The sequence below is a fragment of the Streptomyces sp. WZ-12 genome (genome assembly GCF_028898845.1).
Lineage (GTDB): Bacteria > Actinomycetota > Actinomycetes > Streptomycetales > Streptomycetaceae > Streptomyces.
In genome coordinates this window covers 7430465-7442933 of the sequence record NZ_CP118574.1, presented here as the reverse complement: position 1 = coordinate 7442933, position 12469 = coordinate 7430465, and the positions used below count along the sequence as shown (strand labels likewise).

The 12469-nt window shown below is 74.1% G+C and carries 12 protein-coding genes; 5 read left to right on the top strand and 7 right to left on the bottom strand.

The window, feature by feature from the left end:
• Positions 1–14 precede the first annotated feature (14 nt).
• From PV796_RS32535 to PV796_RS32525, 3 genes are all read right to left on the bottom strand, one after another.
• On the bottom strand, positions 15–1241 hold the full coding sequence (locus PV796_RS32535; RefSeq protein ID WP_274917254.1) for a cytochrome P450: 1227 nt from the start codon (positions 1239–1241) through the stop codon (positions 15–17).
• A 207-nt stretch (positions 1242–1448) separates the two neighbouring features.
• Complete coding sequence (locus PV796_RS32530; protein WP_274917253.1) at positions 1449–2297, bottom strand: DUF4097 family beta strand repeat-containing protein; 849 nt, start codon at positions 2295–2297, stop codon at positions 1449–1451.
• 84 nt (positions 2298–2381) lie between these two features.
• Complete coding sequence (locus PV796_RS32525; RefSeq protein WP_274917252.1) at positions 2382–2900, bottom strand: hypothetical protein; 519 nt, start codon at positions 2898–2900, stop codon at positions 2382–2384.
• Between the two features lie 497 nt (positions 2901–3397).
• Here PV796_RS32525 and dhaK point away from each other — a divergent pair, with 497 nt between their 5' ends.
• From dhaK to PV796_RS32510, 3 genes are all read left to right on the top strand, one after another.
• Complete coding sequence (gene dhaK / locus PV796_RS32520; RefSeq protein ID WP_274917251.1) at positions 3398–4390, top strand: dihydroxyacetone kinase subunit DhaK; 993 nt, start codon at positions 3398–3400, stop codon at positions 4388–4390.
• Positions 4391–4464: 74 nt separating this feature from the next.
• Entirely contained in the window at positions 4465–5079 is a 615-nt protein-coding gene (gene dhaL, locus PV796_RS32515; protein ID WP_274917250.1) for a dihydroxyacetone kinase subunit DhaL, read from the top strand.
• A complete protein-coding gene (locus PV796_RS32510; protein ID WP_274917249.1) occupies positions 5076–5489 on the top strand; it encodes a PTS sugar transporter subunit IIA domain-containing protein in 414 nt (137 codons plus the stop codon). Before dhaL ends, PV796_RS32510 begins: the two co-directional genes overlap by 4 nt.
• A 16-nt stretch (positions 5490–5505) precedes the next feature.
• Here the strand turns inward: PV796_RS32510 and PV796_RS32505 are convergent, their stop codons facing one another.
• The gene (locus tag PV796_RS32505; protein WP_274917248.1) at positions 5506–6324 is read right to left on the bottom strand and encodes an SAM-dependent methyltransferase; all 819 of its coding nucleotides are present in this window, start codon (positions 6322–6324) and stop codon (positions 5506–5508) included.
• A gap of 439 nt (positions 6325–6763) precedes the next feature.
• Here PV796_RS32505 and PV796_RS32500 point away from each other — a divergent pair, with 439 nt between their 5' ends.
• Positions 6764–7309: an RNA polymerase sigma factor gene (locus PV796_RS32500; RefSeq protein WP_274917247.1), complete on the top strand. Its 546-nt coding sequence runs from the start codon at positions 6764–6766 to the stop codon at positions 7307–7309.
• A gap of 39 nt (positions 7310–7348) precedes the next feature.
• On the top strand, positions 7349–8113 hold the full coding sequence (locus PV796_RS32495; RefSeq protein WP_274917246.1) for a hypothetical protein: 765 nt from the start codon (positions 7349–7351) through the stop codon (positions 8111–8113).
• A gap of 24 nt (positions 8114–8137) precedes the next feature.
• On the opposite strand, the gene amaB is transcribed toward PV796_RS32495, so the two are convergent.
• Genes amaB through PV796_RS32480 form a run of 3 tightly spaced genes read right to left on the bottom strand, consistent with a single transcriptional unit; the run spans position 8138 to position 12394 of the window.
• The gene (gene amaB, locus PV796_RS32490) at positions 8138–9718 is read right to left on the bottom strand and encodes an L-piperidine-6-carboxylate dehydrogenase (protein WP_274917245.1); all 1581 of its coding nucleotides are present in this window, start codon (positions 9716–9718) and stop codon (positions 8138–8140) included.
• Positions 9719–9747: 29 nt separating this feature from the next.
• On the bottom strand, positions 9748–11166 hold the full coding sequence (gene hglS, locus PV796_RS32485) for a 2-oxoadipate dioxygenase/decarboxylase (RefSeq protein ID WP_274917244.1): 1419 nt from the start codon (positions 11164–11166) through the stop codon (positions 9748–9750).
• Between the two features lie 22 nt (positions 11167–11188).
• Entirely contained in the window at positions 11189–12394 is a 1206-nt protein-coding gene (locus PV796_RS32480) for an NAD(P)/FAD-dependent oxidoreductase (RefSeq protein ID WP_274917243.1), read from the bottom strand.
• Positions 12395–12469: the final 75 nt, after the last annotated feature.

Below are 12469 nucleotides of genomic sequence, written 5' to 3'. Positions count from 1 at the left end.
GCGCGCCCGTTGCCCTAACCGGCCGACTCCGCCCAGGTGACCGGCAGTTCGTGGACCCCGTAGATGTTCATGTCGGTCCGCAGCCGCACCTCGTCGGCGGGGACGGCCAGTTCGAGGGTCGGGAAGCGGCGCAGCAGCCCGGCGAAGCCGGCGCGCATCTCGATGCGGGCCAACTGCTGGCCGAGGCACTGGTGGATGCCGTGGCCGAAGGAGAGGTGACCGCGGGCCTTGCGGTGCAGGTCCAGGGCGTCGGGGTCCTCGAAGCGCCGGGGGTCGCGGTTGGCGGTCAGCAGCGAGACGACGACGGTCGAGCCCCTGCCGATCGTCTCCCCGCAGAGCTCGATGTCCTCCGTGGCGTAGCGGTAGAAGACGTCGCCGACGGAGAGGTAGCGCAGGAGTTCCTCGACGGCGTTGGGCAACAGGTCCGGGTCGGACCGCAGTTCGGCCAGTTGCTCGGGGTGTTCCAGGAGCGCGAAGGTGCCCAGCCCCAGCATGTTCGCGGTGGTCTCGTGGCCCGCGAGCAGCAGCAGGAAGGCGACGCCGGTCAGCTCCTCGATGCTGAGGTCGTCCTGGCGGGCCAGGTCGGAGAGGATGTCCTCGCCCGGCTCGGCCCGCTTGCGGGTGACCAGTTCGGCGAGGTACGAGGTCAACGCCCCGTAGGCGGCCATCTTGTCGTCGAGCGTCACCTCCTTCTCCATGAACGTGGCGGAGTTGGTCTGGAAGGTGTCCCGGTCCGCGTAGGGAACGCCGAGCAGTTCGCAGATCACCAGCGACGGCACCGGCAGCGCGAACTCCTTGACCAGGTCGACCGGCGGGGCCATGCGCGCGAGTTCGTCCAGTCGCCGCTCGGTGATGTCGACGATGTGCTCTTCCAGCTGCTTCATGCGTTTGACGGTGAAGGCGCCGGTGAGCCTGCGCCGCAGCCGGGTGTGGTCCGGCGGGTCCATGGCGACGAACAGGCCCGGCACCTGCGGGGACGGCTCGGTCGGCACGGGCATGCCGGGCGTCTCGTACGGCACGTGCAGCACGCCGATGTCCTGGCGGGAGCTGAACCGGGTGTCGGCCAGGAGCTGGCGGACCGCCTCGTAACCGGTGACGACCCAGCCCTCGTGACCGTCCGGGAAGCGCATGGGGCAGACCGGGCGGGACTCGCGCAGTTGCGTGAGGTAGCGGGGCGGGTCGAACGGACCGGCGTCGCGCTCCATGGGGAGGCCGTTCGGGAGGGGAATCGGGTCACTCATCGGACTTCCTTTCGTGGCGGGAATGCGGTGCGGAATCGCGGCGCGGCACTGCGGTGGGGCATGGCGGCGCGGCACCACGGTGCGGCACCACGGTGCGACTTTGACGCAGGCATGACAGAGAGAGGTGTGGCGCCCATCCACTCGCGGAGCTCGAAGAGGGAGGGGGTGAAGTCGCCCTAGGAGCGGGCGGGTTGAACGTCCCGGCGGTCAGACGCGGGCGCGGCGCACGTCGATGTTGCCGTAGCGGCTGCGGGCGCGGACCTCGACGGTGTCCTCGGCCTCCGCCGGGCTCTCGGAGGCGTCGAGCGTGTTGCGCACCTGGCCCCGCTCGGAGCTCACGTCGAGCCAGGCGGCGGTGCCCTCGCGGATGCCGACCTCGATGGCGCCGTAGGAGTTCTCCAACTGGACGGTGCCGCGGGCCACTTCGCCGACCCGCAGGGTGCCGTGGGCGGCGGTGACGGCGACCGAGTCCTCGGCGCGCTGGATGTCGATGTCGCCGTGGGCACCGCTCACCCGCAGCTCGCCGATGGCGGCGCCGACGACCGTGGAGCCGTGCGAGTTCTTCAGGACGGCGGGGCCGTTGACGGTGCCGACGCGCAGGCTGCCGGAGCTGGTGGCGATCTCGGCCAGGCCCTCGACCCGGTCCACGGTGATCGAGCCGTGCGCCACGTTCAGTTGGAGCGGTCCGGTGGCGTCGAGCCGCACGTCGCCCGAGGCGAGCTTCTTCACGCGGACCTCGCCGAGCCGCCCCTCGCCGAGCAGTTGGGCCCAGTCGCCGGTCATCTCGACGTGCGAGCCGGTGGGCAGCTCGACGGTCACGTCGACGGTGCCGGTGCGCCCGAGGAGGTAGCGCTGCTTGGGCGTCCGGACGGTCAACACGCCGCCGGCGTAGGTGACCTCGGTCCCCTCGGCGGCCCGCACGTCCACGTCCTTCTTCGGATCGCGGGGGCGCACCTCGACGACGGTGTCGGCGCGGTCGCCGGCGGAGAACCGCAGGGAGCCGGCGGTCAGGTGGGCGGTGGTCGAAATCGGTTCGGGAGTGTCGAAAGAAGGCATGGCCGTACCGTCCTCATGAGTCCTTGGGCCGTCCCCGCCAGTGGGGGACGTGAGAGAAGTGAAGTGGTGCGGAGCGGGGCGCGGCTAGCGCACCCAGCCCGTGAAGCTCTGCCCCATGCTGCGGGTCCGCTCCGTCGCCCGCGGCTGCGCGCCGCCGCCGACCGCGGCCGAAACCGCGCGCACCAGCCAGGCGTTGACCGACAGGCCCTCGCGGCCGGCGGCCTCCTCGGCGCGCGCCTTGAGGTGCGCCGGCAGCCGCAGGTTGACGCGGGCGGTGCCGCCCTCGTCGCCGTCGGCGGGCGTCGGCGCGGCGAGCGGTTCGACGGGCGGGGCGGCCGCCTCCGCGGGGCCGCCGCCGGTGGGCGGCGGCGTCACCACGAAGTCGGGGTCCAACCCGCGCAGCCGTACGTCGACCGAGCCGGGGGCGAGCTCGCGGGTGATCTCGTCCATCGCGGCGGAGAGCACGTTGAGCATGGTCAGCCGGGTCGCCGACTCCAGCGGGGCGGTGAGCCGCTCGGCCAGCTCGCGGGCGTCTTCCCCGCCGGCTTCGGCGGCCACCGCGAGTTCACGGCGGAGGGTCTCGACATACGGAGTGAGGTCCATGACGTCATCATGGCACCATGATGGCGCCATGCGCAAGCGCGCATGGCACCGGACGCGGGGCCAGCCCAAATTCACCCCCCTGACCTGGGAAAACGTCGAGGGGCCGGGCCGAGCAGCGATGGCGCCACGCCTCCCCCTCGCTCTCCGATGGCACGGAATGGCGCCACGTGACACCGGACGGCACCGCCCGACACCGGACGGCGCCACGTGGCACCAGGCGACACCGGTCGGCGCCACGCCGTGCCGTCCGGCGTCGGGCGGGGCGCGGGCGCCGCCGTTCAGGTGAGGACGGAGCGCACAGCGCCCAGGGAGGCGCCAGTTCTGCGGCCCAACGGGCCCCGCGTGACGCTGCGGTCGCCCCCTGCCGGCCCGATACTTGATCCCCCCGAGGCAGTCGCGTAGGAAGGGCGTCACCCGATTGGCCGATGGTCGTTCAGGGAAGTCAGCAGCGCGAACGCTGGTCGGAGCACCGGCTGTCGAGTCTCCAGGAGGTACCCGTGAGGATGCTGATCAACGTCCCCGAGACGGTGGTGTCGGACGCCCTGCGCGGCATGGCCGCGGCGCATCCGGAGCTGGTGGTGGACGTGGCGAACCGGGTGATCGTGCGGCGGGACGCGCCGGTGGCCGGGAAGGTGGCGCTGATCTCCGGCGGCGGGAGTGGGCACGAGCCGTTGCACGGGGGGTTCGTGGGGCCGGGGATGCTGGATGCGGCGTGTCCGGGCGAGGTGTTCACCTCGCCGGTGCCCGATCAGATGGTGCGGGCCGCGGCGGCGGTGGACAGCGGGCGCGGGGTGCTGTTCGTGGTGAAGAACTACACCGGCGACGTGCTGAACTTCCGGATGGCGGCGGAGCTGGCGGAGGACGAGGGGGTGCAGGTCGCCAGCGTGCTGGTGGACGACGATGTCGCGGTGCGCGACTCGACCTTCACGGCCGGGCGGCGCGGCACCGGGGCGACGCTGTTCGTGGAGAAGATCGCGGGGGCGGCGGCCGAGGAGGGGATGCCGCTGGAGCGGGTGGCGGCGGTGGCCCGGCAGGTCGTGGCCTCGTCGCGCAGCTTCGGGGTGGCGCTGAGTGCCTGCTCGACGCCGGCGAAGGGCGGCCCGACGTTCGAACTGCCCGAAGGCGAGCTTGAGTTGGGCGTGGGCATCCACGGCGAGCCGGGGCGGGAGCGGCGCGGGATGATGACCTCGCGGGAGATCGCGGACGTGGCGATGGAGGCCGTACTGGAGGACCTCAAGCCGCAGTTGCCGGTGCTGGTGCTGGTGAACGGGATGGGGGCGACGCCGCTGCTGGAGCTGTACGGCTTCGGCGCGGAGGTGCGGCGGGTGCTCGACGAGCACGGGGTGTCGGTGGCCCGTACGTTGGTGGGGAACTATGTGACCTCGCTGGACATGGCCGGGTGTTCGGTGACGTTGTGTCAAGTGGACGGCGAGTTGCTGCGGTTGTGGGACGCGCCGGTGGAGACGGTCGGGCTGCGGTGGGGGCGGTAGACGGTGGTGCTGGACGGTGACCGGGGGTCACTGATGGGGTGTCGTCGGCTGGTTGTCGTTCGAGGAGAGGGGTGATGGGCGTGGTGGACGCGGCGCTTGACGGTGGGTTCTTCGTGCGGTGGCTGACCGCGGCGGCCGGGCTGGTCGAGCGGGAGGCGGACCGGCTCACGGAGCTGGACTCGGCCATCGGCGATGCCGATCACGGGGCCAACATGCAGCGGGGGTTCGCCGCCGTGGTGAAGGCGGTGGACAGCGAGCCGCCCGGGGCGCCGGGGGCCGTACTGGTCGCCGCCGGGCGGCAGTTGATCTCGACGGTGGGGGGTGCGTCGGGGCCGCTGTACGGCACGTTGTTGCGGCGGGCCGGGAAGAGCCTGGGCGAGGCGCCCCAGGTGTCGGTTGCCCAGTTGCAGGCGGGGCTGCGGGCCGGTGTGGACTCGGTGCGGGAGCTCGGGGGAGCCGCGCCCGGGGACAAGACCATGGTGGACGCGTTGGTGCCGGCCGTGGAGGCGCTGGGCGACTCCCTCGACGCGGCGGCCGCGGCGGCCGAGGAGGGGGCGCGGGCCACCGTGCCGATGCTGGCGAAGAAGGGCCGGGCCAGCTATCTCGGGGAGCGGAGCATCGGGCATCAGGACCCGGGGGCGACGTCCTCGGCGCTGTTGTTCGCGGCGCTGGCGGAGGTGGCGCGATGAGCGGCGAGGGGCCGCTGGTGGGCGTGGTGCTGGTGTCGCACAGCAAGGCGGTCGCGGAGTCGGTCGCCGCGCTCGCGGCGGGACTGGCCGGGGACGGCGGACGGGTGCCGTTGGCCGCGGCCGGCGGCACCCCGGGCGGCGGGCTGGGCACGAGCTCCGAGCTGATCGCGGCGGCGGCGCGGGAGGTGGACCGGGGCGCGGGGGTGGCGCTGCTGGTCGACCTCGGGAGCGCGGTGCTGACGGTGAAGGCGCTGCTCGCCGAGGGCGATGAACTCCCGGACGGCGCGCGGCTGGTGGACGCCCCGTTCGTCGAGGGGGCGGTGGCCGCCGTGGTCAGCGCGTCGGCTGGGGCGGACCTGGCGGCCGTGGTGGCGTCGGCCGAGGAGGCGTACGGCTACCGGAAGCAGTGAGCTCGGCGGGGCGGTCTCAGGGCTTGCGGGCGACGGCGGCGTAGCAGGCGGCCTCGGCGTCGGTGACGTGGGTGGCGTCCTCGGGGCGCTCGGGGCGCCACTGGTGGGAGAGCGCGATGCCCGGGTCGAGCAGTTCCCAGCCGTCGAAGAAGCGGAGGAACTCGGCGCGGGTGCGGAGCTGCAACTCGGTGCCCGCGTCGCGGTAGATGTCGATGAGCCGCTGCATGGTGCCGGGGCTGAAGTCCTGGGTGGCGTGCGTCATCGCCAGCGTACTGCCGCTAGTCAGGGCCGACTTGAGGGTCTCGACGACGGTGTGCGCGCGGTCCTGGCCGTCGTCGGTGACGAAGTGCATCAGGGCGTTGAGGCTGAGCGCGACCGGGCGGGTCAGGTCGAGGGTGGCGCGGAGGTGCGGGGCGGACAGGATGCTGCGGGGGTCGGTGACGTCGGCCGGGACGTAGGCGGTGCGGCCCTCGGGGGTGCCGTGCAGCAGGGCCGCGGCATGGGCGAGCACGATGGGGTCGTTGTCGGTGTAGACGACGCGGGCGGCGGGGGCGACGCCCTGGGCGATCTCGTGGAGGTTGGGCGGGGTGGGGATGCCGGTGCCGATGTCCAGGAACTGGCGCAGGCCGGCGGCGGCGAGGTGCCGGGTCGCCCGGTGCATGAACTCGCGGTTGATCCGGGCGGCCACCAGGGCGGCGGGGAAGACGCCCAGGACCCGGCCGGCGGCCATCCGATCGGCCAGGAAGTTGGTCTTGCCGCCCAGCATGTAGTCGTAGATCCGGGCCGAGTGCGCCCGGTCCAACTTCAGGTCCACCACGGGCTCGTGCTCGGTCATGGCGCACTGCCTCCCGCCGCCGGACGGGGCGCCGATCGGCCGCCGGCCCCCGCCGCTGCCCCGCTCCGCCGCCGGGAGCGCTGTCGTAGCAGCACCCTGCCCTGCGCGCCCGTGTTCATGCGCCGGAAACGCTGTGCGCGCGGGGTCGTCACCGGTGTGCGCCGGGCGGACGGTGGTCGCATGGCGCACACCGGGGCGCGGGTTTTGATCGTTCCCGGTCAGGAGTAGTCATCTGCGTACGGAGCGCAGGAATATCTGTCGCCCGGTGCCACAAATCAGCGGGGTTTCCTGTTGATTGGAAGGTGAGGACAGACCGTCCTCCCGGCGCGGCCACCGTCCTCGGTGAAGCTGCGGCGGTGCACGGCGACGGGAACGAGGACGGCGCGTGAGCACAGACCGGGACCGACTTCTGCCGGCCAGAAGGCCGGCCCCTGCTGTCATGGCGGAGATAGCCGTTCCCCAGGAATCGGGGCCGGAGTTGGCGCTCACCTTCGAGGCGTTCTTGGCGACCCACGCCCGCAAGTGGCTGGCCTACGCCTATCTGCACACCGGCAGCCGGACCGCCGCCCGCGAGGTGACCCTGGCGGCGTACGAGCAGTTGGGCCGGGTGTGGCCGCACGCGTTACGGCAGGCGTCGGTGGAGGCGTACGCATGGTCGGTGCTCAAGGAGCGGGTCACCGAGTGGCTCTACGACCGGCGGCAGCCGACCGCGCTCACCGAGACCGCCGCCTTCGCCGTCGTCACCCAGGCACTGCTGCGCGAGTGCCAACAGCAGTTCGCCATGTTGGAGAGCCAGTTGGGGCTCTATGCGGCGATCGCGCGGCTGCCCGAGCGGCAGTGCGACGTGATCGTGCTGCGGCACGTCATCGGGTACGGCGACGCGCAGATCGCCGCGCTGCTCGGGGTGGACGAGGTCACCGTGCGTTCGTACGCGAGCCGGGGCAGGCGGAAGCTGGCCGCCGCGCTCGGCATCGATCAGGGTTAGCCGACCGGGCAACGGCCGGGAGTTCAGCGGGAGTCGGACATGGGGGAACATGAGATGACGAGGGCGTACCGGGACCGGGGCGAGCGCCGGGAAACCGTCGAGTCGCTGCTGAGCGCCGCCGCGGCGGTGGCCGGGATCGACGGGCTGGCGGACTTCGGCGCGCTGGACGACGCCGGGGCGCTCGACGGGCTGGGCTGCCTGGCGCCCGCCGCGGCCGTGGGTGACCGGCCGGCGGTGGTGCCGCCGGGGCGGGCCGCGCCCAGCGGGTATCCCACCGCGCGGGACGAGGCCACCGGCGAGCTCCAACTGGCCTGCGCGCTGGTCATCAACGCCGCGGCGGCCGCGGCGAGCCTGGAGCGGTTGGTGGACGACCACCACATCGACCCGGAGGGCGCGCTGGTCTTCGGGTGCCTGCTGCACATCACGGGCCGGACCCAGGCGGCGCACTTCTGGTGGCGCTTCGGCGCGGGGGCCGGCAGCCGGACCGCCGCGTACTGCCTGTACCTCGCGCACCGCCGGGACGGCGAGTTCCGCGACGCCGCCTACTGGCGCGAGCAGGCGGCGCACCCGTCCGACGAGGAGCCCCGGGCGCCGGCGGCCCTCGACGAGCAGCAGTTGCTGCCCGACGAGGCCCGGCACAACCTCCTCGTCCAGTGGCACAGCGGGCTGGCGCCGACGCTGCCGGCGGCGTTGGAGCAGGTGATCAACCGGCTGGTGGTGGAGGGCGACGACGAGGACTTCGGGGCCATCCCCCGGCCCTCGCCGACCCTGGTGCAGGACCTGGGGCGCGCCGTCCTCCGCTGAGGCCGGCCGCCACTCGCCGGGGTTTCAGAGGAAGTTGACGCCCTGGGCGAGCGGCAGGTCGGCCGAGTAGTTGACGGTGTTGGTGGCCCGGCGCATGTACGCGCGCCAGGCGTCCGAGCCGGACTCCCGGCCGCCGCCGGTCTCCTTCTCGCCGCCGAACGCGCCGCCGATCTCCGCCCCCGAGGTGCCGATGTTCACGTTGGCGATGCCGCAGTCGGAGCCGTCGGCGGCCAGGAACCGTTCGGCCTCCCGCTGGTCGCGGGTGAAGATGCTGGACGACAGGCCCTGCGGCACGCCGTTGTGCAGGGCGAGGGCCTCGTCCAGGGTGCGGTAGGTCAGGACGTAGAGGATCGGGGCGAAGGTCTCGGCGCGGACGATCTCGGCCTGTTCGGGCATCCGGACGAGGGCGGGGCGGACGTAGGCGGCGTCCGGGGCCTCGGCCTCGAAGCGGCGGTCGCCGCCGGTGAGCACGGTGCCGCCGGCGCGCCGGGCGGCGTCCAGCGCCCGGGCCATCGCGGTGTGCGCGGCGGGGTTGATCAACGGGCCGACGAGGGTGGCCGGATCGTCGGGGTTGCCGACCGGGAGCTGTTCGTAGGCGTGCACCAGGCGGGCGGTGAGGGTGTCCGCGACGTCCTCGTGGACGATCAGGCGGCGCAGGGTGGTGCAGCGCTGGCCGGCGGTGCCGGCGGCGGCGAAGACCACGCCGCGGACGGTGAGGTCGAGGTCGGCGGAGGGGGTGACCACCGCGGCGTTGTTGCCGCCGAGTTCCAGCAGGCAGCGGCCGAAGCGGGCGGCGACCCGGGGCGCGACCTGGCGCCCCATCCGTACCGAGCCGGTGGCGCTGACCAGGGCCACCCGAGGGTCGTCGGCGAGCAGTTCGCCGAGCTCCGCGCCGCCGAGCAGCAGGTGGTGGACGCCGGGCGGGGCGCCGGCGTCGGCGGCGGCCCGGGCCAGCAGCGCGGCGCAGGCGAGCGCGGTGAGCGGGGTGAGTTCGGACGGCTTCCAGACCACCGGGTCGCCGCAGACCAGGGCGAGGGCGGTGTTCCAGGACCACACGGCCACGGGGAAGTTGAAGGCGGAGATCACCCCGACGACGCCGAGCGGGTGCCAGCTCTCGGAGAGCCGGTGGCCGGGGCGTTCGCCGGCGATGGTGCGGCCGTAGAGCTGGCGGGAGAGCCCGACCGCGAAGTCGCAGATGTCGATCATCTCCCGGACCTCGCCGAGCGCCTCGGAGCGGATCTTGCCGGCTTCGAGGGTGACCAGGTCGGCGAGGTCGTCCTGGTGGGCGGTGAGCAGTTCGCCGAGCCGCTTGACCAGCGCGCCGCGGACCGGGGCGGGGACGGTGCGCCAGGTGTGGAAGGTGTGTTGGGCGTCGGCGAGGGCGGCCTCGGCCTGCTCGGGCGTGGTGGCGGGCAGGTGGGCGAGGACGGCGCCGGTGAGCGGGGTGCGGGCGGTGACGGTGGCGCCGGGCGCGCCGGGGGCCTGCGCGGCGTACGCGTCGAGACCGGCGGCGCCGCAGCGGCGCAGCGCGGCGCTGGCGCGGGCCCGCAGGGCGTCGGTACCGGGGAGGCCGAGGGTGCCGGGGTGCGCGCTGGTGGCGGTCATGGGATCTCCTACGAGGGCGGTGGGGGCGGCTAGTTGACGGCCGGGGCGTCGAGGACCCGGAGGGCGGCGTCGGCGCCCAGGGTGGTCAGGGCCCCGCGCAGGGCGCGGTCTTGCTGCTCGGCGTAGAGGGTGAAGGGGTCGAGCACCGGGCGGTCGAGGGCCTCGGCGAGGCGGTGGGCGTCGAACGGGGTGCCGTCGCGGAGCGGGTCGCGGGTGCCGTCGCCGGTGAGGTTGGAGTGGAAGATGCCGGCGGCGGAGCGGGGCAGGAAGTCCTCGTAGACGAGGGGTTCGGCGGTCAGCCAGCCGTCGGTGAGCAGGCCGGCGAGGTCGGCGGGCGGGCGGCGGCCGTCGCGGGGGCGGTCGGTCACCGGCCGGTGGGCGAAGAACGCCAGCCCCTCGACGGCGAGTTGGTGCTCGGTGCGGGGGAAGTCCCGTTCCCACAGGGCGCGGGCGGTGCGCTCCCGGTCGGCGGCGGGGCGGCCGGCGGCGCGGCGGTCGGTCTCCGCGGTGAGGGCGTCGTAGCGGGCCCGGCCGGCGCGGGTCAGGGCGATGCCGCGGGCCTCGACCTCGCCGAAGCGGACCCGCAGGGCGCCGCGGGTGAGCCGGCCGTCGGGCTCGCGGAAGGTGCGGGCCTCGTCCAGCGCGCGGAAGGAGGTCTGGCGCAGCAGCACGTCGGGGCCGGCCCAGCGCGGTGGGCCCTGGATGCGGTCGATCATGGTGATGCCGCGCTCCCCCATCCGCCGGTAGAGGGCGTCGATGTCCAGGACGCGGGGCGTGAGGTGGTTGATGTGGGTGCTGGTGACGCCGCCGATGTCGGCGGCGACCGCGGAGATCCGCTCCAACTCGGCGTACCAGGCGCGGTCGACGGGCTCGGCGGCGAGGGTGAACGCGCCGACGGCGAGGGTGAGGAGCCGTTCGGCGTCCGACTCGTCGAGGCCGGCGTCGCGTTCGGCCCGTTCGGCGAGCAGGAGGAGTTCGGGCGGGAAGAGTTGCCGGCGGGCGAGGAAGGTCGTCAGCCGGGCTTCCAGCTCCGGGTCGAAGAAGCGGCGGTCGCCGGTGGTGAGGAGGGAGGTGAAGACCCGGAAGGGGTTGCGGTCGAGTTCGACGGGGTCGGTGGGGCGGAAGGCGGTGGAGACGACGGGGACCGCGCCGATGTCGCCGTCCCGCAGGTCGTAGAAGCCGACCGGGTGCATGCCGAGGGCGGCGAAGACCTGGGCGGCCTGGCGGAGTTCGGCGGGGGTGCCGACGCGGATGGCGCCGTGGCGTTCGGCGGTGACCCGGTCGATGCTGCCGAGCCGGCCGGCGTCCGGATCGCGGCGGGCGACCTCGTCGTTGATCCGCCCGGCGACCTCCAGGAGCGTGGTGTAGGCGGGGACTTCGGTGCCGTACATGTCGGAGAGCCGGCGGGCGAAGGCGGCGCGCAGTCGCCAGGTGGGGAGGTGGGGCATGGGGTCGCTTCCTTCGGACGGGTCAGATGATGTGGGCCTCGGGGCGGGCGGCCGGGCGGCCCTCGAAGCGGCTGGCGGCGAGCGGGCCGATGTCGAGGAACGGTTCGCGGTGCAGGTAGAGGTCGCGGACGAGCTCGCCGACGGCGGGGGCCTGGAGGAAGCCGTGGCCGGAGAAGCCGGTGGCGTAGAGGAAGCGGCCGGGGTGCGGGGCCTCGCCGATGAGGGCGTTGCGGTCGGGGGTCATCTCGTAGAGGCCGGCCCAGCCGCCGGTGATCGGTACCTCGGCGAGCTCCGGGGCCCGGCGGGCCGCGGCGGTGCGGAAGGGGGCGAGCCATTCGCGGCTGAACTCCCGGTCGAAGCCGGGTGGTTGGGCGGGGTCGGAGAGGCCGAGGAGCAGGCCGTCGGCGCCGTCGTTGTGGAAGTAGAGGGCGGAGGCGTAGTCGAGGGTGAAGGGGATGCGGGGCGGGCGGGGGCGCAGCGGTCCGGTGAAGGCGATCTGCCGGCGCAGCGGGGTGACCGGGAGGGCGACCCCGGCCAACGCGGCGACCTGCCCGGACCAGGCGCCGGCGCAGCAGATCACGGTGCGGGCGCGGACGGTGCCGTGCGGGGTGCGGACGGCCTGGAGGTGGCCGTCGGTGACGTCGATGGCGGTGACCGGGCAGCGGGTGCGGACGGTTGCGCCGAGCCGGCGGGCCGCGCGGAGGTAGCCGGCGACCGCGGCCTTCGGCGTGGCGTAGCCGTCGGTGGGCGAGAAGGCGGCGGCGACGAGGGTGGTGGGGTCGAGGTAGGGGCAGAGGTCCTGGGCGGCCCGCGGGGTGATCATGCGGCTGGGCACGCCGTGGGCGTGCTGGATCTCCATGCCGCGGGTGAAGGTGTCGCGTTCGGCCTCGCTGCCCAGGAGGAAGAGGTAGCCCACGGGGTCCAGTCCGACATCTGCGCCGGGGCGGCGGGCGAAGTCCCGCCAGGCGTCCAGACTGCGTTGCCCTAGGCGGATGTTGAGCGGGTCGGAGAACTGCGCGCGGACTCCGCCGAGGGGCTTGCCGGAGGATCCGGAGGCCGGCAGGTCGCGCTCCAGCAGCAGCACCCGGCCGGCGTCCGCCTCGGCCAGGTGGAAGGCGATGCTCGCGCCGATCACCCCGCCGCCGATGACCACGACGTCGACGGACGCCGGGAGCGGGGCGGGCGGCGGATCGGTGACGGGGGGAGCCGAAGTCGTGGGGTGGACCATCCGGGCCGCCTTCCCTGTCGCGTCGTCACGGGGGACGTCCGGCCTCGGCGGGACCACCGGGCCGGTGCCCTTCGA